At 60.2% G+C, this 22,434-nt stretch carries 24 protein-coding genes, 1 tRNA gene and 1 pseudogene; 20 read left to right on the top strand and 6 right to left on the bottom strand.

The annotated features are described in order from the left end of the window. Positions 1–4 precede the first annotated feature (4 nt). The 3 genes from OGR47_RS18105 (at position 5) to OGR47_RS18095 (ending at position 3,449) form a co-directional block, all read left to right on the top strand. Entirely contained in the window at positions 5–1,309 is a 1,305-nt protein-coding gene (locus OGR47_RS18105; RefSeq protein WP_165055999.1) for an HlyC/CorC family transporter, read from the top strand. Positions 1,310–1,498: 189 nt separating this feature from the next. Continuing rightward, the gene (locus tag OGR47_RS18100) at positions 1,499–2,359 is read left to right on the top strand and encodes a UDP-2,3-diacylglucosamine diphosphatase (protein WP_165055997.1); all 861 of its coding nucleotides are present in this window, start codon (positions 1,499–1,501) and stop codon (positions 2,357–2,359) included. Position 2,360: 1 nt separating this feature from the next. After that, positions 2,361–3,449 (top strand): glycosyltransferase family 4 protein, encoded by a 1,089-nt coding sequence (locus OGR47_RS18095; RefSeq protein WP_165055995.1) that lies wholly within the window; start codon positions 2,361–2,363, stop codon positions 3,447–3,449. Here OGR47_RS18095 and OGR47_RS18090 read toward each other — a convergent pair. Then, the gene (locus tag OGR47_RS18090) at positions 3,399–3,881 is read right to left on the bottom strand and encodes a hypothetical protein (RefSeq protein ID WP_165055993.1); all 483 of its coding nucleotides are present in this window, start codon (positions 3,879–3,881) and stop codon (positions 3,399–3,401) included. The two genes, OGR47_RS18095 and OGR47_RS18090, sit on opposite strands and share 51 nt — an antisense overlap. Before the next feature lie 92 nt (positions 3,882–3,973). On the opposite strand from OGR47_RS18090, the gene OGR47_RS18085 reads away from it, so the two are divergent. Beyond that, positions 3,974–4,756, top strand: a complete 783-nt coding sequence (locus OGR47_RS18085) for a HesA/MoeB/ThiF family protein (protein WP_165055991.1) — start codon at positions 3,974–3,976, stop codon at positions 4,754–4,756. Here OGR47_RS18085 and OGR47_RS18080 read toward each other — a convergent pair. Continuing rightward, positions 4,740–5,093: a RidA family protein gene (locus tag OGR47_RS18080; RefSeq protein ID WP_165055990.1), complete on the bottom strand. Its 354-nt coding sequence runs from the start codon at positions 5,091–5,093 to the stop codon at positions 4,740–4,742. The two genes, OGR47_RS18085 and OGR47_RS18080, sit on opposite strands and share 17 nt — an antisense overlap. Positions 5,094–5,224: 131 nt before the next feature. Here OGR47_RS18080 and OGR47_RS18075 point away from each other — a divergent pair. Together OGR47_RS18075 and OGR47_RS18070 are read left to right on the top strand one after the other, a co-directional pair. Beyond that, positions 5,225–5,300: transfer RNA gene (locus tag OGR47_RS18075), tRNA-Phe, on the top strand. A gap of 309 nt (positions 5,301–5,609) precedes the next feature. Beyond that, positions 5,610–6,911, top strand: coding sequence for an MFS transporter (locus tag OGR47_RS18070; protein WP_165055988.1), 1,302 nt, complete (start codon positions 5,610–5,612; stop codon positions 6,909–6,911). A 311-nt stretch (positions 6,912–7,222) separates the two neighbouring features. Here OGR47_RS18070 and OGR47_RS18065 read toward each other — a convergent pair whose 3' ends face one another. Beyond that, entirely contained in the window at positions 7,223–7,438 is a 216-nt protein-coding gene (locus tag OGR47_RS18065) for a SlyX family protein (RefSeq protein ID WP_165055986.1), read from the bottom strand. A gap of 569 nt (positions 7,439–8,007) precedes the next feature. Here OGR47_RS18065 and OGR47_RS18060 point away from each other — a divergent pair. The 9 genes and pseudogenes from OGR47_RS18060 to OGR47_RS18025 all read left to right on the top strand — a co-directional run bounded on the left by OGR47_RS18060 (position 8,008) and on the right by OGR47_RS18025 (position 15,891). Continuing rightward, positions 8,008–8,622 (top strand): hypothetical protein, encoded by a 615-nt coding sequence (locus tag OGR47_RS18060; protein WP_165055985.1) that lies wholly within the window; start codon positions 8,008–8,010, stop codon positions 8,620–8,622. A gap of 66 nt (positions 8,623–8,688) precedes the next feature. Beyond that, positions 8,689–9,780, top strand: a complete 1,092-nt coding sequence (locus OGR47_RS18055; protein WP_165056373.1) for an IS5 family transposase — start codon at positions 8,689–8,691, stop codon at positions 9,778–9,780. Beyond that, positions 9,777–10,091 carry a hypothetical protein gene (locus OGR47_RS18050; protein WP_165056375.1) on the top strand — a complete coding sequence of 105 codons (315 nt, stop codon included), beginning with the start codon at positions 9,777–9,779 and terminating at the stop codon, positions 10,089–10,091. Before OGR47_RS18055 ends, OGR47_RS18050 begins: the two co-directional genes overlap by 4 nt. Beyond that, positions 10,022–10,378: pseudogene (locus tag OGR47_RS21955) on the top strand (hypothetical protein); the annotation flags it as partial. The gene OGR47_RS18050 and the pseudogene OGR47_RS21955, both read left to right, overlap by 70 nt. Positions 10,379–10,669: 291 nt before the next feature. Beyond that, positions 10,670–10,882, top strand: a complete 213-nt coding sequence (locus OGR47_RS18045; protein ID WP_253948128.1) for a hypothetical protein — start codon at positions 10,670–10,672, stop codon at positions 10,880–10,882. Continuing rightward, positions 10,879–12,156, top strand: coding sequence for a glycosyltransferase (locus OGR47_RS18040; RefSeq protein WP_165054026.1), 1,278 nt, complete (start codon positions 10,879–10,881; stop codon positions 12,154–12,156). Before OGR47_RS18045 ends, OGR47_RS18040 begins: the two co-directional genes overlap by 4 nt. Before the next feature lie 24 nt (positions 12,157–12,180). Then, the gene (locus OGR47_RS18035) at positions 12,181–13,335 is read left to right on the top strand and encodes an HlyD family secretion protein (RefSeq protein WP_165054029.1); all 1,155 of its coding nucleotides are present in this window, start codon (positions 12,181–12,183) and stop codon (positions 13,333–13,335) included. Positions 13,336–13,499: 164 nt separating this feature from the next. Next, positions 13,500–14,282: a hypothetical protein gene (locus OGR47_RS18030; RefSeq protein ID WP_165054032.1), complete on the top strand. Its 783-nt coding sequence runs from the start codon at positions 13,500–13,502 to the stop codon at positions 14,280–14,282. A gap of 154 nt (positions 14,283–14,436) precedes the next feature. Beyond that, the gene (locus OGR47_RS18025; RefSeq protein ID WP_165054035.1) at positions 14,437–15,891 is read left to right on the top strand and encodes a TolC family outer membrane protein; all 1,455 of its coding nucleotides are present in this window, start codon (positions 14,437–14,439) and stop codon (positions 15,889–15,891) included. Positions 15,892–15,928: 37 nt separating this feature from the next. Here OGR47_RS18025 and OGR47_RS18020 read toward each other — a convergent pair whose 3' ends face one another. Then, positions 15,929–16,198 (bottom strand): hypothetical protein, encoded by a 270-nt coding sequence (locus OGR47_RS18020; RefSeq protein WP_246729752.1) that lies wholly within the window; start codon positions 16,196–16,198, stop codon positions 15,929–15,931. Next, positions 16,185–16,472 (bottom strand): hypothetical protein, encoded by a 288-nt coding sequence (locus tag OGR47_RS18015; RefSeq protein WP_246729753.1) that lies wholly within the window; start codon positions 16,470–16,472, stop codon positions 16,185–16,187. The genes OGR47_RS18020 and OGR47_RS18015 overlap by 14 nt, the downstream gene beginning before the upstream one ends. Positions 16,473–16,550: 78 nt before the next feature. Here OGR47_RS18015 and OGR47_RS18010 point away from each other — a divergent pair, with 78 nt between their 5' ends. Further along, on the top strand, positions 16,551–17,381 hold the full coding sequence (locus OGR47_RS18010) for a c-type cytochrome (RefSeq protein ID WP_246729754.1): 831 nt from the start codon (positions 16,551–16,553) through the stop codon (positions 17,379–17,381). Here the strand turns inward: OGR47_RS18010 and OGR47_RS18005 are convergent, their stop codons facing one another. Continuing rightward, the gene (locus OGR47_RS18005) at positions 17,382–18,188 is read right to left on the bottom strand and encodes a trypsin-like serine peptidase (protein WP_165054043.1); all 807 of its coding nucleotides are present in this window, start codon (positions 18,186–18,188) and stop codon (positions 17,382–17,384) included. 352 nt (positions 18,189–18,540) lie between these two features. On the opposite strand from OGR47_RS18005, the gene OGR47_RS18000 reads away from it, so the two are divergent. From OGR47_RS18000 to OGR47_RS17985, 4 genes are all read left to right on the top strand, one after another. Then, positions 18,541–20,415: a methanol/ethanol family PQQ-dependent dehydrogenase gene (locus OGR47_RS18000; RefSeq protein ID WP_165054045.1), complete on the top strand. Its 1,875-nt coding sequence runs from the start codon at positions 18,541–18,543 to the stop codon at positions 20,413–20,415. Positions 20,416–20,515: 100 nt separating this feature from the next. After that, positions 20,516–21,427 (top strand): methanol oxidation system protein MoxJ, encoded by a 912-nt coding sequence (moxJ, locus tag OGR47_RS17995; RefSeq protein ID WP_165054270.1) that lies wholly within the window; start codon positions 20,516–20,518, stop codon positions 21,425–21,427. A gap of 32 nt (positions 21,428–21,459) precedes the next feature. Then, positions 21,460–22,038, top strand: a complete 579-nt coding sequence (moxG, locus tag OGR47_RS17990) for a cytochrome c(L), periplasmic (RefSeq protein ID WP_165054048.1) — start codon at positions 21,460–21,462, stop codon at positions 22,036–22,038. 82 nt (positions 22,039–22,120) lie between these two features. Continuing rightward, the gene (locus OGR47_RS17985) at positions 22,121–22,411 is read left to right on the top strand and encodes a methanol dehydrogenase [cytochrome c] subunit (protein ID WP_165054050.1); all 291 of its coding nucleotides are present in this window, start codon (positions 22,121–22,123) and stop codon (positions 22,409–22,411) included. Positions 22,412–22,434 lie beyond the last annotated feature (23 nt).

The raw sequence follows: 22,434 nt of genomic DNA, 5'->3' as shown, positions 1-22,434 counted from the left end.
GGTCATGCATGGGCTCGACTCCGGGGGCGGCGGGTCTTTCGCTTGGACCGATGTGCTCGTCGTCATCGCCTGCGTTTTGCTGTCGGCTTTTTTCTCCGGCTCCGAGACGGCGCTGACCGCGGCCTCGCATGCGCGCATGCATACGCTCGAAAAGGAGGGCGACAAGCGCGCCGGAGCCGTCAACCGGCTACTGCGCCAGCGTAACCGCATGATTGCGGCGCTGCTGCTCGGGAGCACTTTGGTCAACATCGGCGGCTCGGCCTTCACCACGAGCGTGCTGACCGCGGTCGCCGGGGAAAATGGCGCGGTCTACGCCACGATCCTCATGACGGCGTTACTTCTGGTCTTCGCGGAGGTTCTGCCGAAAACGCTCGCCATCAATCACCCCGACGCCATGTCGCTGCGCGTGGCGCGCTTCATCACGCCCTTTGTTTCGATCTTCGGGCCGGTGCTGGCGGCGGTGGAGTGGTTCGTGCGGATCGTGCTGGGCCTCGTGGGCGTGGAGCTCAGCCATGGCCGCACCTTGATCTCGCCCTATGAGGAGCTCAAGGGCGCGGTCGATATTCTGCATGAAGAGGGCGAGGTCGAGCGCTCGGCGCGCGATATGTTCGGCGGCGTGCTCGATTTGCAGGTGCTGCATGTCGCGGATGTGATGATCCACCGCACCAAAATGCGCACCATCGACGCCGATCTTCCTCCCGTCCAGATCGTGCGCGAGGTGCTGTCTTCGCCGTTCACGCGCCTGCCGCTGTGGCGGGAGCGGCCCGACAACTTCGTCGGCGTGTTGCATTCGAAGGATCTGCTGCGGGCGCTCGACGCCGCCGGCGGCGACGCTGCGAAGATCGACATAGACGAGGTGATGTTCGCCCCCTGGTTCGTGCCGGAGGCGACGACGCTCGAAGATCAGCTCGAAGCCTTCCTCAAGCGCAAGACGCATTTCGCGCTGGTCGTCGATGAATATGGCGAGGTGATGGGCCTCGTCACGCTCGAAGACATTTTGGAGGAGATCGTCGGCGACATCCGCGACGAGCACGATCTCGCCGTGCAGGGCGTTCGCCCGCAGCCGGACGGTTCGGTGCTGGTCGACGGCGCGGTGCCGGTGCGCGACCTCAACCGCGTCATGGCCTGGAGCCTGCCCGACGAGGAGGCGACGACCATCGCCGGCCTCGTGATCCACGAGGCGGGCGCGATCCCCGAGGCGGGCCAGGTCTTCACCTTCCACGGCTTCCGCTTCGAAGTCATGCGCCGGATCCGCAACCGCGTGACCGCGCTGCGGGTGACGCCGCAGGAGGCCGAGGCTGGGATTTGAGTTTGTAGATCCGTCATTGCGAGGACCGTAGCGACGACGCAATCCAGGGCGGCCACAGCGGCTCTGGATTGCTTCACTGCGCTCGCAATGACGGGACGATCTCGGGAGCCCGTCCCGCTGTCATCTCGCTGTGACCTGAATCTGTTGAATGACGCAAGAGTAATCCGACGCGGGGAGGCGAACACGCTCATGCCCGAACAGAATCTTGCGAACTTCCGCGCCCATCCAGCGGTCGAGCCTGAGCCCAAGCGCTACCGCACCCTCTTCCTTTCCGACCTGCATCTCGGCGCCAAGGCCTCGCAGGCGCATCTGCTGCTGGATTTCCTCAAGCACAACGACGCCGAGACGATCTATCTCGTCGGTGACATTGTGGACGGCTGGAAGCTGCGCAAGGGCTGGCATTGGCCGCAGGCGCACAATGACGTCGTGCAGAAGCTGCTGCGCAGGGTGCGCAAGGGCGCGCGGGTCATTTACGTCCCCGGCAATCACGACGAATTCGCGCGGGATTATACCGGAATGAGCTTCGGCGGCGTCGAGGTCGTGCATCATGCGATCCACGAGACCGCCACGGGCAAGAAAATGCTGGTTATCCATGGCGATGAATTCGACATTGTCGTGCGCAACGCACGCTGGCTCGCTCTGCTCGGCGACTGGGCCTATGACGTCGCCATCGCGACCAATACGGTTCTCAACCGCGCGCGCCGAATGTTCGGCGTCGGCTATTGGTCTTTCTCTGCCTGGGCGAAGTTGAAGGTCAAAGAGGCTGTCAATTTCATCGGCGACTTCGAAGAGACGCTTGCCACCGAGGCCGAGCGTCGCGGCGTCGATGGCGTGGTCTGCGGCCATATCCATCATGCGACGATCAAGACGATCAACGGCATGCTTTATGTGAACACCGGCGATTTCGTGGAGAGCTGCACGGCCATCGCCGAGCATGAGGATGGCAATTTCGAAATTCTGCATTGGCGCATGACGGCGGCCGAGCGCGCGGCCGCGTCGGCCAATCAGCCTGTGAAGGCGCTGCCTGCGCCGAAGGCGGCGGCTGCGTAAGATGCGGATACTTGTTGCGACGGATGCGTGGCGCCCGCAAGTCAATGGCGTCGTGCGGTCTCTGGAATCAATCGCGCAGGCGGCGCCGCCCCTCGGCGCCGAGATCGATTTTCTCACGCCGCGCGATTTCAATTCCGTTCCCATGCCGACTTATCGAGAGATTTCTCTCGCGCTGGCGACGCCTCGCGCCGTGCGCCGCCGGCTCGCCCAGGACTACGACCATATCCATATCGCGACCGAGGGGCCGATCGGCCTTGCGGCGCGCGCGGTCTGCCTGCGGGACAAGCGCGTCTTCACGACGAGCTTCCACACGCGCTTTCCCGAATATATCCATGCGCGCACCGGCCTGCCGGTGGGCCTGGCCTATGCGGCGCTGCGGCGCTTTCATAACGCCGGCGCCGGCGTGATGGTTGCGACCCCGAGCCTTGCGCGCGAGCTCGACGCGCGCGGGTTCAGCCGCCTGCTACGCTGGTCGCGCGGCGTCGATCATTCGATTTTCACGCCGAAAGCGAAAATCCCGCTCGATTTCCCCCGGCCAATTTTCCTCTACGCCGGGCGTCTGGCGGTGGAGAAGAATGTCGAGGCCTTCCTCGCGCTCGATCTGCCCGGAACGAAGCTCGTCGCAGGCGATGGCCCCGACCGCGCGGCGTTGGAGGCCCGCTTTCCTGACGCGCGTTTCCTCGGCTTCAAGACGCCTTCCGAGCTGGCGGCGCTTTACGCGTCTTCCGACGTCTTCGTCTTCCCGAGCCGCACCGACACATTTGGCATTGTGCTGCTCGAGGCGCTCGCCTGCGGCCTGCCGGTCGCAGCCTATCCGGTGATGGGGCCGCTCGACGTCGTGGGCGGCAGCAATGCTGGCGTATTGGACGAAGATCTTCGCGCGGCGGCGCTTGCGGCGCTCGAAATTCCGCGTGAGGCAGCTCACGCTTATGCGCGCGCGTTCACCTGGGAAAACTGCGCCCGCCAGTTCCTCGACAATATCGCCTATGCGCGCGGCGCCGCCTCGCTGGGGCCGGTCGGACTCGCGGCTCTAAAGAATTCAGGAGAACAGCGCAAAGCGGTCGACAAGGGACAGACGGTCCAGCCATGACAGCGCCGCGAGGCGGGGGTCACCGGCACGCGGCGCCGATTTTGGCTGGGCCACGGCGATAGCCGTAGCGTGATCTCCTGTGTGCGCCGCTTTAGTGGCGCCCTCGCCCGAAGCGCCGCCTCGGAGCTCCCCGGCCGAGGCTGCAATCGCGCTCGAGGCCGCTTCCTGAGCTCCGCCTTCGCGCCGCGGCCGGGAAGGTTCATCGAGCTGCTCGGCGACCGCCAAAGTCCCACCCGAGTCGAGCGCAGCTTGTGGGTCAAGCCGCGCCTCCAGCCGCTCGATCGCCGCCAGCAGACGGGCGTTGTCCGACCCGCGCGCCCGGCGCGCATATTCGGCCAGGAATGAGCGGCCGCGCGCCGTCGCCATGAGCGTCGTTTCGATCGCCTCGTAATCCGCATGTTGGAGCGCGGGCGACGAAGAGGTTATGGTCATGAAAAGGACCGCCTGCTGTGCCGAGCGAATCGGCGACGAACGCAGCATCGCCGAGCTGGCGCGTTATGCAAGCGCCGTTACAGGAAAACAGAATGAGCCTCTCGCCGGAGGAGATCGAACGCTACGCCCGCCATCTGGTTTTGCGCGAAATTGGCGGGCCGGGGCAGCAGAAGCTCAAAGCGGCGCGGGTGCTGGTTGTCGGCGCAGGCGGGCTTGGCGCGCCATTGCTGCAATATCTCGCCGCCGCCGGAGTGGGCACGATCGGCATCGTAGACAATGACGCCGTTTCGCTGTCCAATCTGCAGCGGCAGGTCATTCACGAGACGTATGGCGTCGGCCGCCTGAAGGTCGAAAGCGCCCGGGAAGCCATCGCCCGCCTCAATCCGCATGTTCGAGTGGAGCAGCATGCGATGCGGCTCACTGAAGACAATGCGCGGGCCCTGATCGCACGCTACGACGTCGTCGCGGACGGCTCGGACAATTTCGCCACCCGCTATCTGGTTTCGGACGCCTGCTTTTACGAGAAAAAGCCGCTGGTCACTGCCGCCGTGGGCGGTTTTGACGCCTCGCTCACGACGCTGCGTCCGTTCGAGGCGGGGGCGGACGGCGCCCCCAACCCCACCTACCGCTGCCTTTTTCCCGAGCCCCCGCCCCCCGGAACCGTGCCGAGCTGCGAGGAGGCCGGCATTCTCGGCGCTCTGACCGGCGTCGCCGGCTCCATGATGGCGCTCGAGGTGATTCGCGAGATTGTCGGTTTTGGAGAGGGGCTCGTCGGCCGCCTGCTCCTGATCGACACGCTCGCCATGCGTTTCGAGACGCTGCGCTACGCCTGGGACCCCGAGAATCCGCTGTCGGGAACTATTTCGCCGCGATAACGGCGATCTCGACCTTATATTCCGGCGCCACGAGCTTCGCCTCGACCGTCGCGCGGGCGGGCGGGTTCTGCTTGTCGACCCAGACGTCCCAGACGCTGTTCATCTCGGGAAAGGTCGAAATGTCCGAAAGATAGATGGTGGCGGAGAGGATCTTGGCCTTCTCGCTGCCGGCTTCGGCGAGCAGCTCGTCGATCAGGCCAAGGATTTCCCGCGTCTGGTCGCCGACCGAGCCGCCCTTGGTCTTTTCGGCCACCTGGCCCGCCGTATAGACCGCGTTGCCGCGCACGACGGCCTTGCTCATGCGCGGGCCCGCGCCAATTCGCCTGATATCGCTCATAATGCCTCCGGAGTTTGCGTCGAGGGTTTAGGCGAAGCTCGCCCGGCCGGCAAGAAGCGAGAAAAGTTTCGCTCGCCCGCTGGACAAGAGGCAAAGCCCTTTCTATAAGCCCCTCCACGCGCTGCGCGCGCGCCCAGGTAGCTCAGTTGGTAGAGCATGCGACTGAAAATCGCAGTGTCGGTGGTTCGATTCCGCCCCTGGGCACCACTCCCGTCTACGATACGCCGCTAGAAGCTCGTAAGTTGATTGCAATGCAATCAACGCTTGTGAATGACGTCGCCTAAGCCCGCGCAGGCGGTCCTGGACTGGTTCGCCGCGCAGGACTCGACCAAGCTGTTTTTCAGCGCGGAGAGGATCGGCGGATCACCTCATGCATTCTTCGGCGGACCCTGTCGACTATGCGCGCTCTCGGCGTCGCGGATGTGCGATCGATTTGTCATGAGGGCGTCGACGTGCTTTTGACGGCGACGAAACCTTGAAGCGCGTGTCGTGACATCATCAGATCGGAATAGACTCATGACAGTCCAATCCCGGCCTCTGGCGCCGGGCCAAATCGAAGCGCAGCGCGGTCTCTCACGCAACGAGGCGAAGACGCTGGCGCTCGCCTCGCTCGGCGGCGCGCTTGAATATTATGATTTTATCGTCGGCGTCTTTTTCGCCAAGACCCTCGCCGCGGTGTTCTTCCCGCAAAACAGCCCCGAATGGCTCTCGCAGCTCCAGATCTTCTCCATATTCGCCGCCGGCTATCTCGTGCGTCCGATCGGCGGCGTCGTCTTCGCGCATTTTGGCGATCGCGTCGGCCGCAAGAAAATGTTCGCGCTTGGTCTCTTCCTGATGGCCTTTCCCACGCTGCTCGTCGGCCTGACGCCCGATTACAAGACGATTGGCTTTGCCGCTCCGCTCCTTTTTCTCTTCTGCCGGCTGCTGCAAGGGCTGTCGGTGGGCGGAGAAGTGCCCGGCGCGTGGATTTTCTGCGCCGAGCATGTCCACAAAACCCGCGTGGGCTTCGCCTGTGGGCTGCTGATGGCCGGGCTCTGCTGCGGAATATTGATGGGCGCGCTCACCGCCAAAATACTGACGTCGAGTCTCGGCGCCGACGATCTCGTCGCCTGGGGCTGGCGCATTCCGTTCATCCTCGGCGGCGTCTTCGGCCTGATCTCCGTCTATCTGAGGAAACATTTGCGGGAGACGCCGGTCTTCGAGGCGCTTCGCGAGCGGCGCGTCGCCGACGCTCGACTGCCGATCTCGCTCGTTTTCGCGCGCTGTAAAAGCGAGGTTCTCGTCTCCATGGCCGCGACCTGGGTTTTCGCTGGCGTCTTCGTGACCTATTTTCTCTACCTGCCGACCTATCTGCAGTCGCAATTCGACTATCGCGCGGCGGATGTTTTCACCGCGAACTGCTGGTCGATAACGCTGTTGATCCTCGGCAGCGTCTTCGTGGGTCGGGTCACGGATGTCATCGGTGGCGGGAAAGCCTATGCGATCGGCGGCGCTGCGATGGCGGTGGTTGTCGCGACGCTCGGGTTCGCCCTCGACCACGGCAGTGCATGGACGCTGCATCTCTATGCGATCGGCGGTTTCGCGATCGGAACGATCACGCTCACCCCTTATCTGATCATTCGCAGCTTCCCGCCCGAACTGCGATTCACGGGGTTCGCTTTGTCCTACAACACGGCCTACGCCATCGTCGGCGGAACGACTCCGCCGCTAATGACAATCTTGGTCGGAGAGCGCGCCCTTCCCATGGCGCCCTTCTATTACATGTCGGCGCTCTGCCTTTTCGGCGCGGCGATCGGCCTGCTACGAGGCGAAAGGTGAGGCAATGGGCCTTTAGCGGAGGCGCGTCGGCTCGAATGTCTGCTCCTGCGCATCCTTACAGTAAACGAACGCGAAATTTTGGCCCGAAGCGGTCATTCGTCTCCGAGGCAAATTTCATTTCTGTAATAATTCACGAGAGCCGAAGACAAGCCCATACGGTAGCGTCCATGATCGGATCAGTTCACATAAGGCATGCGCTGCGAACCGATGCCCGTGAAATAGCCCTCGGCAGGCTTACCCCCTTGCTGACGCCTCGCTACGATTTTTTCAAAATTGGCCTGTAATTCGATCACAGATCGACCTTCCCTTTCTTAGTAATGCGGGGGAGGCGGCTCGGGCGTATCGCGGGAAGCTCCGAGATTCTGAAATTCCTCACGCAACTGGGCGACCTGGCGCTCCAGAATATCGATTTTGCGCCACTGTGAGGTGATCACGTCGTTCAGTTCGGCAATCGTCCTGTCCTGGTGGGCGATTAGCGTTTCCAGAGTGTCGAGACGAGCCGCATAATCCGAACGCTCATCGCTCATATCAAACTCCATTGCGTCCTGATGCAGTCTTCCAAAGCTCAACGATTTAATATCGTTGACTTGGATTGCGGTCTGGATTGCCCTAGCGGGTGTTATGCGCCTTGTATCATGAAAGCGGCTGCGAACAGCGTTCGACGACCCAGCGGTTGGGCAAGACGACGAAGCCTCTTTCAATTCGAAAAGCAAGACGACGACGACTTTGGACGCCCTGCGCGCTGTCCTGCCCTCCGAGCTTTCATCACGACTTGCCGCGAGATCAGGGGAGTCGAATTCGATAAGTACCGACCGACCGAACGCGAAACTCGCGGCTAAAACGCGTTAACTTGACAGCGCCTCTGCGCGCCATGTCCGCGCGGCGCATGAGTGGTAATCAAAATGTATTTTTGCGGCGATTCTCCGTCGTCGAGGTATTCAGTAGTATCAACTTTGGTTCATCGACCAATCTGCATGCTTACGTGGCGAATACTCAGCGGCTAGTTTGCCTGAAGTGCTGCCTCTTAGCTGCAAATGGAAGACTCAACGCCATTCGCGGCTGATTTAAAGATGCGTGTGGAAACGAGTAGAGAGCGATGTCAGTGTTTTTGCGAAATGTCTCGCTCGATGTGCTCAGCGAGGGTTCGGACCAGAGATCGAGTTGGACAAGATCGGAGCCCTGCTCGCAGTGGCGCGTTCTCAGCTTGCCATTTGCCCTCGATAAAGAGGTTCTGCCGCCAGGCGTCGTCTCCTGCGAGATTGGCGAGCTCCCCGATTTCGTTGTTATCAACGATGCGGCATCGTTTTCGCATATTGGATTGGCCTTATCTCCTGCCGCCGCAGCGATCGTGCCTGTGATAAACGCGACCGGAATTCCGGGAGAAGACCGCGTTAATCGCCGCGGCGACTTCAGTATCGGCATTGCTTCTGCGCGAGCGTTCTCGGACGCGCTGATCACGCTGTCTCCGATGATTTCGAGACTCAGGCAGCTTTCGCCGGTGATTTTTCAAGAGACCGATCCGCGTCTTTTGCTTCTTGCACGATTGTTTGTCCGTGATCGCAATATGGATCCCTCGATCGATCCTGCCGCTAAGGACGCCTTTGTCTATCCGGACGAAGCCGCTGTCGAAGGAGCGGCGAAGGCGGCGGAAGAGCTTTTTGACAACGGCTTGCTGGAACGCCAATTTTTTGACGCCCTAGCAGGCTGTTGAAAAAGTCTCTGGCGCTCGGAATCTTGGCATGATTCACTCCCTTGGCAGCACGGGAGACGAAGAGTCATGCGGGGCGGGGACGCACGATCCGGGGCGCTTTTCAGCTATGTCGATCTTGAGGCGCGAGTGGGAAAGAGCCATCCCCTGCGGGCAATCAGGGAACTTGTGAACGAAGCCCTGTCTTCGCTCGAGAAAGAGTTCTCCGCGCTCTATTCCCCGATGGGTCGGCCGTCGATCCCGCCCGAGAAGCTGCTGCGAGCGATGCTGCTTCAAGCCTTTTATTCGATCCGCTCGGAACGCCAGTTGATGGAGCGGCTGGAGTTCGACCTGCTGTTCCGCTGGTTCGTGGGTCTTGGCGTTGACGATCCTGTTTGGGATCATTCAGTTTTCTCGAAGAACCGCGACCGGCTGCTCGCGGGCGACATCGCAGTGAAGTTCTTGAATGCGACGCTCGAGCAGCCGCGCGTGAAGAGGCTCTTGAGCACGGACCACTTTTCGGTCGACGGCACGTTGATCCAAGCCTGGGCGTCGATGAAGAGCTTCAAGCCCAAGAATGGGGTGGACGAACCGCCCAGCGAAGGCGGCGGGCGCAACAAAGAAGCGGATTTCCACGGCGAGAAGCGTTCGAATGAAACGCATGCCTCGACGACAGATCCAGAAGCGCGCCTCTATCGCAAAGGGCGCGGCAAGGAAGCCAAGCTCTGCTTCATCGGCCATGCTCTGATGGAAAATCGTCACGCGCTCTTCGTCGACGCCTGCCTGACGCCGGCAGACGGCCACGCCGAGCGCATGGCGGCGCTGCACATGATCGAGCCGCACGCGGATCGGTCGCAGACGATCACGCTTGGCGCCGACAAGGCCTATGATGCTGAGGATTTTGTCAATGAGCTGCGCGCAATGAAGGTGACGCCGCATGTCGCGCAAAATACCAGCGGACGCGCCTCGGCGATCGATGCGCGCACGACGCGGCACGCGGGCTACGCCGTCAGCCAGCGCATCCGCAAGAAGATCGAGGAAGGCTTCGGCTGGATCAAGACCGTCGCCGGGCAAGAGCAGACCAAGTTCAGGGGCTGCGAGCGGGTCGGCTGGGCCTTCACCTTCGCCGCGGTCGCTTACAACCTGGTGAGACTGCCGAAGCTGATGGCGGCGCCGGCGTGAGCGCGCCCGCCAACTGCAAGATCGTCGGTCGCTGGCGGATCGTCGAGGCCGACATTTGGGATCGGGACTATCTCGACCTGTGCGGCCCCGCGGCAATCGTCATCGGCGCCATGCAGGCGACCCTCGATATTGAATACGGTCCCACATCGATCGCCTTCACGTGGATCGGCTTCGACGAGATGGATGAAGTTTCCGGCGGAGGAAACGCCGAGTTGCTCGAAGACGGCTCCATTAAGGTCGAATTCGACTACGACAGCGACGACGAGGCTGCTCTCAAAGCGACGCGGGGCGGTTTTTCAACGGCCTGCTAGCGGCTTGCCCACATTGTGCGTCATCGGCGCGGCTCGTCGTTCGGGAGCTCTGCGCGTCCTGCGGCAGTGCGCATCTGGTCGAGCAGCCGGTGCTCCATCACTTGAGTTGCGCCTATCAAGGCCCGGAATCGGATTTCCGGCATGAAAGCGGCGGGCTTATTTGCCCCAAATGTCGGCAGGGCCTCAATTTTTTTAGTCTCGATTACGATCGTCCAGGCTCTCTGCACATCTGTCACGCATGCGGTCATTCCTCTGGCGACGTTCGTGTCAGTTTCCTCTGTGTGGCTTGTGGCAATTCTATCGCAACAGGCGACATGAGCCGTCGCGATTTCTATAGTTACAGTCTCACCGACGCAGCGAGAGCCCTCGTTGTGTCGACTACGCCACATCTGCCGCCTTCCTCAGAGGAAGAGGGAATTAACGGCGCGGTGCGCGCTTTTGCAGATCGCTTATCTTCCCGAAATACAGTCGGCTGTATCTTGAAAATACGGCTCCGTGAACCGCGTGGTATGCCGGCCGCCGGCCGTAGTTGGCAACAAACTTGGGCGTTCTTTCGCTCCTTGCTTCAAGAGTGCTTTGTGCAAGGGACGGAGATCGTCGAGGAGCCCCCCGAGTTCCTCGTAATGATCGAGGGAGACGCGAAACGGGATGTTGAACAGGCGCTGCCGGAAATTCGGTCCCGCTTGGAGCGACACTTGTCGCTCGCCCCTGTCGTGGAATATGCCGTCCAAACGGCGTCGGAATTTCTGGGGTTGGCCGCCGTCGCCTCCAACGCGGCGGCGCCAAGATGAGCGACCATCTCGCATCTGCCTGGCACTTTCTCCTTGCCCTCCCGGGGTCGGCTTACTTCGCGCTCCTTTGGCTCACTATCGTTGCGGAAGTGCCTCGCTACTTCATCGGCATTCAAGCCACCGCCGCGGCGTTACTGTTTCGTGAGCGACGCCAAACTCACCCGATAGGCCCCTTTCCCACAGTCTCGATCCTTCTCGCAGGACACAACGAAGAAGCGTCTATCGAGAAGTGCATCCGTTCTCTCCACGCCCAGACCTTCAAAGATTTTGAGATCGTCTGCGTTGATGATGGCTCAAACGATAGAACCTACGAAATCATGAGCCGGGCTCGGCGAGAAAACCTCGTCTCTTCGGTCGCACGACTCGAGCTGCGCGGAGGAAAAGCTGCGGCTCTTAATCTCGCTGCCCGAATTGCAAAGGGCGATATTTTCGTGGTCATCGACTGCGATTGCTCTTTCGAGCCGGACGCAATCGAGGAGCTATTACGGCCGTTCGCAACCAATCCAGAAGTCGCCGGTTCGAGCGGCAATATTCTCGTGCGTAACTGGCGGACGTCGATTATCACATCGTTGCAGGCCATCGAGTATCTGCTCTCGATTTCTCTGGGGAAAGCGTTTTCGGACGTCCTTGATCAGGTCGTCTGCGTGTCTGGCGCCTTTGGCGCGTTTCGGCGCGACGCATGGGAGCGCGTCAGCGGCATGGATGTGGGCGGCGGCGAAGATTTGGATTTCACGCTTCGCCTACGTTCCTGCGGCTATAAAGTTGTCTTTGCCAGACATTCGATTTGCTACACGGACGTCCCCGACTCCTTCTACAGCCTGTGGCGGCAACGGAATCGTTGGGAACGCGACGCAATCTGGGTTCGCTACCGTAAGTATCCTCGACTTATGAATCCGTTCAGCCCCAGCTTCGACTGGCGTGAAGCCTTCCATCAGTGGGATTTCATCATCTTTAACATGTTACCGGCGCTGGCCTCCCCGTTTTATGTGGTCTGGCTGTTGGTCAATTACGGTCGATTTGGGCTTCTTTTGCTGATCACGGTCGCGATGCTGCTCTTCGTTTTCGATGTCACTGTATTTTTTGTGGCTGTGCTCATCACAGGCAAACCCGTCCTTTGGCGATTGGCGCCATTCCTTCCGTTGTTCGGACTGTTCCAGTCCTATGTGATGCGGATGAACCGCTTCTATGCCTACGTCACGGAAATCATTTTTTCGTCTTCGCTCGGGGACAACTACGTCCCGCAGAAATCACGCGATCTCATGGTCTGGCGTTAAGAATGACAAGGGAGAGATGTATTTATGGCGCTTCATTCCTTGCGTCCGTTGTCGCGGCCCGACAACCTGAAGAATCAAGCCCGCGCCAGCCAATCTCTTGCGCGCAAGATTTATCTGGCGGCGCTCGTTGGCGCCGGATGCTGGATCGGGCTTCTCGTTTTCGGCCCCATGATTTTCATGGAGGCGGACGGCATGATCCTCGAGGACGAGGAAGTTGTGTCCCCTTCGTTCAGCGCGCAGGTGTTGACGATTTCCGTTCGACCGGGGGAAAAAGTCTCCGCGGGGGAACAGATCGGCAGCGTCGTGTCGACGCAGATGATCGACTTGATCTCGGACCTCAACTCGCGCAAAGGCCAGTTCGATGTCCGCAAGGCGCAAATCGACGCGCGGCTATCGGCAATCGAAGCAATGCTTCCCGTTGCGCAACAACGCATAAAGCGTTCAGACGCCGCCTATGTCGTCGTGGACCAAGCCATGGCGCGCGGCTACAGCACGACGACGCGGCTACTGGAAGCAACGCGAGACCGCTTCGAGGCCGAACGCGAACTTGCGTCGTTGCGCGCCGAGCAGGCAGGCCTCGTGAGCGAGCGCGCTTCGGTTGTAAGCAATCTCCGTCGCCTTCAGGAAGCCGTCGATGCGGCGCAGCGTTCATATCGCAATGGTGCGATTATAAGTCCGGTGGCGGGGACGCTCGGCCCGCATGTTGCGACGCCTGGGACCGTGTTCTCGCCTGGGGCCGCGAGTAAGATTGCCGAAGTCTACCACGGAAAACAGTTCATCCTCGCCTATCTTCCGACGAACCGCATTTATTCAGCCGAGCCCGGTCAAAATATTATCGTTACAGACGGGTTCAAACGGCAGACCGGACGCATAGAGGCGATCGGCAATATCGCCGACCAGTTGCCGGTCGAGTTTCAGTCCGCCTTCCGCACGGTCGAGCGTCAGCAACTCGCGCGGATCTCCATTGAGGATGCCCACGTATTTCCGCTCTTGGCGAAAATCAAAATCACGACGCCGTTCGCACCCGCGAATCTGGTTACGCAAGCCCCGGGGGCGATCATCGGCGCCGTGGTTTCCAGCTCCAAATGGTTTATGGCCATCCTCACCGGCGACCAGATCCGCACGCCTGAATATGGAATGATTGGCATCCGCTCGAGCCACGCGCGGCGCGCGACTTGATTGCGGAAAAGACGGAGCTGCTGAAAATGAGCTACGGCCAACTCGGGCTAAACCAAGTGACGTCGATTAGGGCCATTCTTCCATCTCGCCGCTCATTCTTGTCCGCCTGTGCAGCCGCATCATTGGCGAGCGCTTTCGCAAAAGCGCGAGAGGCGCCGCCGCGCATGGCGATGTGGGTGTGGAAGGACCGCGTTTTATTCCCCGACCACTTGTCAGCGTTCGCAGAGAAGCACGGGATCGCGACCTTATTCGTTTATGTCAGCCCGACGGCTGCAGCGGTTCTTTTGGACGGAAACAAAGACGCCGTCGCGGCAGTGCGTGCAATGCGCGCGAACGGGCGAGAGGTCTATGCGGTCGCCGGCGAACCCGACTGGGCATGGGGACCAATAAAGATGCCGGAACACTCTGCCTTGCTCGTCAGGCTGGCGACGGAAACGGGATTGTTCGACGGGATCCATTTCGATGTCGAACCCAACGCATTGCCGGAATGGAACGAAGAGGCGGGCCGTCGCAATCTGCTGAAGGGCACGCTGAAATTCTACGACCTTCTCCGCGCCGCGGCTCCTGACCAGACGATCGACATTGCGGTCAACCCGATATTCGCGACACTTGCCACAGACGGATCCAATTTCATGCACGAGCTCGCGAAAAGGGCCAGATCACTGTCGATCATGGCCTATCGAGCGGAGCCAAAGCGCGCGCTCGAGTGGGCCGCTCCAGCGGTCGCGCAGATCGAAGCGGTCGGCAGGCGTTGGCGAATGGGCGCCGAAGTCGGCCGCGCCGAACCTGGGACGTCTTGGCGCGGTACGCCGTCAGATCGTTTTTCAACCGCGATGGTCGAATTCGACACTCTGATTGCCAGCCGGTTTACGTCCCATCATTACGCGGGCCTGGCGTTGCATGATTATGACGCGCTTGCGGAAATGTACGGAGAAGCCGACGGCTAGAGTGACACGAAAACAATAAGCGGAAGATTCACGTCGGCGATATTCGAAAGCGTCATTTCCCACTCATGCAAATCGACTCAATTTCTCTGGGAGCGAGAAGGATAAGCTGAAAGACTGCCGCGCGGGCGAGAGATAAGCAGTTAGGGAAACTGTGATGCGACAGGCGAGAATATTTCCCCTCGAGAAACCTGCAAGATGGCTTCCTCCGGTTGGAGGTCATAAGCTCTACTTCATCTCGACGGCTTGCTGGTGTCTCGCGCTCGCTTCTCTCGGCCACACCGAAACGCTGAATGACGCGCTGTCCGAAGCCTATATCACCAATCCGCAGCTGAACGCGCAGCGCGCCGACACCCGCAGTGTCGATGAGAACCTTCCGATCGCTCGCGGGACTCTTCTTCCCACGGTCAATCTCTTGGGCAATTACAGCGTACTCCAGCAGAACTTGCTGACGAGCGCGTTCAAGTCCTACACCTTGACGCAGCCCGCTGGAGCGGGCGTGTTCGTCAATCTCAATGTTTTTAACGGCTTTCGCGGGGTTAATGGAATCGACCAAGCGAAGGCCCAAATAGTCCAGTCGCGGCAGCTTCTGCGCAATGCCGAGAATATCATTCTCGCAAACGCCGCAGCCGCTTATTTGAATGTTCTGCACGACACCGCGATCTACAAACTCCGAGACAATTTTGTGCGAGCGCTCGCCAATCAGGTGGCGATGACAAAGGGCAGGTTTCTCGGCGGCGAGGTCACCAAGACAGATATCTTTCAGGCAGAATCCTATTTGGCTCAAGGCAAACTCGATCGATCGACGACGCTCGTGAATCTTCGATCTTGCATCGCGACCTACAACCAGCTGATTGGGAAATCGCCGAATAGGTTGACGCCTGTCGAGCCGTTCGACCGGATGCTGCCAAAGAACCTTGGCGCCGCCGTTCAACTCGCCCTTACTGACCATCCGGCCGCTCTCGCCGCTCGGTACAACGTCGACATAATCGAGCTCGCGGTAAAAATTGCCGAAGGGGAGCTGGCCCCGACAGTGAATCTCGTGGGTTCTGTGAATCAGAATTTTAACTACGTTGGCTATGTCGGCGCGCCGAACGAGCGGCTCTTTCAGGGAATGGCGGGCATTCAAGTGAACGTTCCGATCTATGAAGGCGGCGTTATCTACGCCCGGGCTCGACAAGCCAAGGAAAGGCTTGGAGAAGCAAAATTTCTCTACCACCAGCAAATCAATCAAATAAAGCAGTCTGTCGAGGCCGCCTGGGCCGCCTGGAATGAGTCAGGCAGGCTTGCAGCCTCGGCAAGAGAGCAAGCCAGAAGCGCCGAGTCCGCTCTTGCCGGCGTTCGCCAGGAAGCCAAGATTGGTCTGCGAAGCACCTGGGATATTTTGAACGCCCAATTGACGCTGATGAACGCGAGGGTTCTTCTGGTCGACGCTCAACGCAATCGCATTCTCTCCGGCTTCAACCTTCTCGCTTCGATGGGGCAGCTCTCAGCGGAGAAGCTAGCGCTCAACGTGCCGATCTATGACGCGACGACGCATTATGAGCAGATCAAGAATCAATGGTTCGGGCTAGAGGCGTGGAGCCCGCCCGCCGTCCAGCAAGCAGAATAGCGCGCGCTGTGTGCTCGGTGAGGTAGCCGCACCTGCGTCAAGGCGCGCAACTTGCTCGGAGTAATTTGGCGTCGATCGTGAAACCGGAGCCTACGCCCCCCGAACTTATTTTGGATTGGGCGCGATACCAGGATCTGAAATCACCCGTGAAGAGAAGGCTCTCGACATCGCGCCTGCCGCTTGCGACGCATTCGATGGTCACAATCACCTGATCCTGGACCCGCGTGACGATTGGTTGCGCGCAACCGCTCGCTCGAGGGCCAATGATGCTGTCGTCCTCGGTGATGCAGACATCATTGCTTTGCATTCCGATCTCGGGGGAAACCGTTGTGATCCGCCACAGACCCGGGGCTCTCTTCGGCAGTTCCGCTTGCAAAGCGCCGTTTGACGACGCTTCTCCCGCCAAGCCAGAAAGCGCGATAAAGATCGAAAACAGGCGACATGAAGATAGCGGGGTTTTCATTGTTATTCTCGATAGTCGCCATGAACGCCTTGCTTGCATTTTGTCCCTTATCGATTTCACTATCGTCGCTGTAAAGGCGCTTTCCGATTTTTCCTTGTCCTGGGTGAATCTCTCCCATTGCGTGAGCCGGTCGCACGGCTCATGTCTTTTATCCCCCTCGTGAGCCGGGCATATGATCGGTCGAAGATTTGTTTTTATGGCCATTTGCATTGGAGCCGCCGGCTCGGCGATCGCCGCGGACGATCTGTCGCGGGGGCAATATCTCGTGGAAGCCTTGGCGGCGTGCGATAATTGCCACACGCCGCGCGGTCCTGGCGGTTACGACTTCTCCGTGCGTTTCTCCGGCGGTTCTCAAACCTTTTCCGGCGCGGATTATGTGGCGCGTGGCTCGAATATCTCATCCGACAACGAGACGGGCGTGGGCGGCTGGGGCGATGACGCGTTGCGCGCCGCCATCATTGCCGGCAAGGGCCGCGATGGGACGCTCGCGCCGGCCATGCCCTCTGATTCCTACCGGGTGCTGACGAAAGACGATCTCGACGGGGTTATCGCTTTCCTGCGCGCGGCGGCTCCCGTACGGGCGCCGTCTGCGGCGCCGTCACAGCGGCATGGCGCGTGGGCCCCGCACCCGCTGCCAGGCGCCGAAGCGCCTTTCGATGAATCGGCCCGCGCCGTCAAAATCAAACGCGGCCTGTATATCGCCTCGGTTGCCCGCTGCATGGCTTGTCACAGCGGCGAGGTAGAAGACGCGCCCGATCATGTGAAGAAGCTCGGCGCCGGAGGCAAGATTTTCCGCACCCCGGCCGGCGTCGCCGTTGCATCGAACATCAGCGCACATCGAGAGAAAGGCGTCGGAGCCTGGTCCGACGAAGACATCAAGCGCGCCATCACGCAAGGCGTCTCGCGCAATGGTGATCCGCTCAAGCCGCCTATGTCGACCCTCGCCAAGGCGCATTTCGCAAAGATGTCGCCAGATGACCTCGATGCGCTTATCGCCTATCTGCGGTCGATCCCCGCGAAGGAGTAGTCAGCGCTTCTCGACCGCTTCGCGAATGGCTTTGACCAATTCACCTTCGAAGAGCATGGCGGACCCATAATGCGTCTCCATGTCGAAGGGACGCTGGAGATTCATGTCCAGCGACGCGCTGTGCATCGCAATCAGTCGCCCGTCTTCCGAGAAGAGAGCCGATCCGGAACCGCCATAGCCGTCATTGCAGTTGTGGCGCACGCGTCGTACATGCCCCTCGGTCGGTTCGTCGATCTGGCGAATCTCGCAGGATTCGATCGTCGCAGAGAGACGCGTGTTGGAATGTCCCGCAGGCGACACCATCGTCACTTTCATTGCGGAGCCGGTCGCGATGCCGCTCGTATCGGGAAGAGGCTGAGGCTTTACGTCGTCTGGCGTTGGTTGCAGCAGCCGCAGAAGCGCCCAGTCGTCGGTGATGTGCAGGGCCTTTGAAGCCACCGCCGCCCCGATCCGCAGACTGTCGCCGTCGAAGTGATAGTCGCCGCCCGCGATCCGGAAGAAGCAGTCGGTTACCGGGTGCGTCGGCGCCAGCTTGCGATCGACAAAATTATGCGCGTTCAACACAACGAGATCGTGCGTGCCGATCAGCCAGGCGGCGGCCCCGCGCTCCAACGTGCCGAAATCGGAATAGCACATCAGCACGCCCGCGCCGACGAAGCGCGCCGCATCAACTTCGGTCATCAGACGCCGCCTGTCCTGCGGATAGAGTGCGACGTCGACGATCTGCGCCTTCATGGCTTGGAGTTTGGGAGCGAGGAGCGTCAATAGCAATGCGCCGAAAAGGACGCGGATCCTACGATCGGTCATGATGTTCGTTTTCTGGGACCTCGTTCGGCGCAAGGAGATACTGCAAGCCCTCGCGCGTCAAGCTGTGTCAGGCCATAGAGCGCGGCAGGGCGTTTCTCAGGAAATACCGGGAGGATATATGCCGGTCTTTCCCGATGCACATTACCGATAAATCGTGAAGACACGCTGCAGCGCTTAAATTTATATGCTCGCGGATCGTCTCTTCCATTAAAGCGCGACAAGCGCTTCCAAGGAAGCGACCTTCAACGAACCACGACGACTCCAAAAGAATCGCGGAGCGTCTTTACGAGGCGACGTAACCCTTTCAAGAAGCCATCAACGGCCTTGCAGGACGTCGCAGGAGGACTCGTCTATGAGGAAATTCCTGAATTCTGTTTCCCTGCTGTCGGTCCTGATCGCGACGCCCTTCGCGATGACGTCAGTTGTTCGAGCCGAAGACCGGCTCGAAGCGCTGGCCAAAAGCGAAGACAACTGGGCGATGCAGGGCAAGAACTACAGCGCCAACCATTACAGCACCCTCACCCAGATCAATGCCGACAACGTAAAGAACCTCAAGGTTTCCTGGTCGTTTTCGACGGGGCTCCTGAGCGGGCACGAAGGCGCGCCGATTGTCGCCGACGGGAAGATGTATGTGCATACCTCCTTCCCCAACAACACATTCGCTCTCGATCTGGCCGATCCCACTCGTATTCTCTGGCAGCATAAGCCCAAGCAAAACGCCGCCGCGCGCGCTGTCGCCTGCTGTGACATCGTCAATCGCGGCCTTGCCTACTGGCCGGGCGACGGCAAGGCGCCCTCGCTGATCATCAAGACGCTTCTCGACGGCAATGTTGTGGCGCTCAACGCCGTTACGGGCCAGGAATACTGGAAAATCGAGAACTCTGACTTCAAGGTCGGCTCGACGCTCACCGTTGCGCCTCACGTCTATAAGGACATTGTGCTGATTGGCAGCTCGGGCGCGGAACTCGGCGTGCGCGGCTATATGACGGCTTACGACGTTCGCACCGGCGAGCAGAAGTGGCGCGCATACGCGACTGGCCCCGATTCGGACGTTCTCATCGGCGACGATTTCAACAAAGCAAATCCGCATTACGGTCAGAAGGGCCTCGGCACCTCGACCTGGGAAGGCGACGCCTGGAAGATCGGCGGCGGCACGAACTGGGGCTGGTTCGCCTATGATCCGGGAACCAACCTCGTTTACTACGGCAGCGGCAATCCGGCGCCGTGGAACGAGACCATGCGCCCGGGTGATAATAAGTGGACGATGACCATCTGGGGTCGCGACCTCGAGACCGGCCAGGCCAAGTTCGGCTATCAGAAGACGCCGCACGACGAGTGGGACTACGCGGGCATCAACTTCATGATGCTCAGTGAGCAGAAGGATAAGGAAGGCAAGCTGCGCAAGCTGCTGACCCATCCGGATCGCAACGGCATCGTCTATACTCTCGACCGCACCGACGGCACGCTGATCTCCGCGGATAAGATCGACGACACGGTCAATGTGTTCAAGAAGGTCGACCTCAAAAGCGGCCTGCCTGCGCGCGATCCAGAATATGGAACCCGCATGGACCATCTCGCCAAGGATGTTTGCCCCTCGGCGATGGGCTATCACAACCAGGGTCTCGACTCTTACGATCCGACCAAGGAGCTGTTCTTCCTCGGCGTGAATCACATCTGCATGGATTGGGAGCCTTTCATGCTTCCCTACCGCGCAGGTCAGTTCTTCGTTGGCGCGACCCTGAACATGTATCCGGGTCCGAAGGGCGACCGCCAGAAAGGCGAGGGGCTGGGCCAGATCAAAGCCTATAATGCGATCACTGGCCAGTTCAAATGGGAGAAGATGGAGCGCTTCGCGGTTTGGGGCGGCACCGCTGCGACCGCTGGCAATGTCGTCTTCTATGGCACGCTGGACGGCTTCATCAAGGCTCGCAACAGCGACACCGGCGAGCTGCTCTGGAAATTCAAGCTGCCCTCGGGCGTCATTGGTCATCCCATCGTCTATCAGCACAAGGGCACTGAATATGTCGCCATCTTGTATGGCGTCGGCGGTTGGCCGGGAGTGGGCCTTGTGTTTGACCTTCAGGATCCGACGGCCGGCCTCGGCGCGGTCGGCGCCTTCAAGCAGCTCGCCAACTACACGCAGATGGGCGGCGGCGTGATGGTGTTTTCACTCAATGGCCAGGGTCCGTACGACGACCTGAGCCTTGGTGAATACAAAGCCAACTAAACCTTCTCCCCCGCTTCGCAAGAAGCGAATGCGAGACGTTTGCTCGGATGCATGAATGTGCGTCCGAGCAACGCCCGATCAATTCACGGAAGAAGCGAAGATGTTGCGTGTCCGCTCATTCATCCAGCTAAGCGTCGCCGCTTTGGCGTTCCTCGGAGCGGCGAGCGCTTCTGCTGCGTCGCTCGGCGTTTCGAGCGACGCCGTCAGCAATGCAGCGCCAACGTCGGTTCCGACGCCGACGCAAGCCCCCGATCCGACTGCGCTGCGCATCTGCGCCGCAAAAAACCAACAGCCGCTGTCGCTGGAAGACGGCTCCGGTCTGGAGAACAAGATCGCCGTCGCGCTAGCGGACGCCATGATGCGCAAGGCGCAATTCGTGTGGTCCGAGCGGCCCGCCATCTATCTCGTTCGAGACTATCTCGACAAGAATCTCTGCGACGTGATTGTCGGCCTCGATACGGGCGATCCCCGCGTCGCAACGTCGAAGCCCTATTATCGCACGGGTTACGTGTTCGTGAGTCGAGCCGATCGCGAACTCGATGTGAAGTCCTGGAACGACGCGCGACTGAAAAAGCTTGGCCACATCGTCGTCGCCTTCGGGTCGCCCGGCGAGGTGCTGATGAAGGATATCGGCCTCTACGAAGACAACATGGCCTATCTTTACTCGCTGGTGAATTTCAAGTCGGCGCGCAATCAATATACGCAGATCGATCCCAGCCGCATGGTCGGTGAGGTTGTGAACGGCGCGGCTGAAATCGCCGTCGGCTTCGCGCCAGATGTCGCGCGCTACGTCAAAGGGTCGACCGTCCCCCTGCGAATGACGTTGATCGAGGACAATGCGGCGAAGAGCAATGGCGAAAAAGTGCCGCAGCGATTCGACCAGTCGGTCGCCGTTCGCCGTGACGACAAGGCCTTGCTGGCAGCCGTCGATGCCGCCCTCATCGTCGCCAAGCCGAAGATCGAGGAAATCCTCAAAGCGGAGGGCGTGCCCCTTCTGCCTGTTTCCCAATAGGGATGCGGCGATCACTGAGCAGGAAGAAAAAAGTGTTCAATCAGAAGAAAAAGGCGGCTCGTATCGTCGTTGCTGCGATTGGGGCCTTTGTGGCTGTCACGGCGGCGCTCGCGCAATCGGCCATCACTTTCCGCAACACCATCACTGGCGGAGTCCTCAATTTCAACGACGCCCTGCCGGAAGGTAAAGACACCCCGGCGGTCAAGGAATTCATGACGACGGCCCAGAACCCCTACAATGAGGATATGAGCTGCCTGAAGCAAGGTGAGCAGATCTTCCTCTCGGCCTGTTCCGGCTGCCATGGCCATCTCGGCGAAGGCAAGATCGGCCCCGGTCTTAACGACGCTTATTGGACCTATCCACAGAACGAGACCGACGAAGGCCTGTTCTCGACGATCTATGGTGGCGCGCAAGCGTCGATGGGTCCGCAGTACCAGAATCTTCAGCTCGACGAGATGCTGAAAGTGATGGCCTGGGTTCGCCATCTCTTCAAGGAGGCGCCGGAGAAGGCGACGTGGCTGACGGATGCGCAGCGCAAGTCGTTCAAGCCTTATCCCGGGCACGAGACCCTGCCGGAAAATCCGACCGGCAAGTGCCAGGTCAAAAAATAACGTCACGAAAGCAAGTTCCGCCCCCATCGGCCGGAGGCGCAAACAAAGAGGCTCACGCCTCGCTCATATGGAGGAACCAGGGATGCGTAAGATGCATTTCGCCGCGGCGCTCGCCTTCGGCATCATGTTCAGCGCCGGCAGCGCTCTCGCCTATGACGGCACCAAGTGCAAGGCGCCCGGCAATTGCTGGGAGCCCAAGCCCGGCTTTCCGGAAAAGGTCGAGGGCTCGAAATATGATCCCAAGCACGACCCGAAAGAGCTCGCCAAGCAGCAGGCCTCGGTCCAGGCCATGGAGGAGCGAAACAAGAAGCGGGTCGAGAATTTCAAGAAGACCGGAAAATGGGAATATGACGTGAGCAAGATCGCTCAGTAACGCTATTCATCGCGTTCTCAGCG

This window comes from Methylocystis sp. MJC1, assembly GCF_026427715.1.
Classification (GTDB): Bacteria; Pseudomonadota; Alphaproteobacteria; order Rhizobiales; family Beijerinckiaceae; genus Methylocystis.
This window is presented reverse-complemented; position numbering and strand designations above follow the sequence as displayed.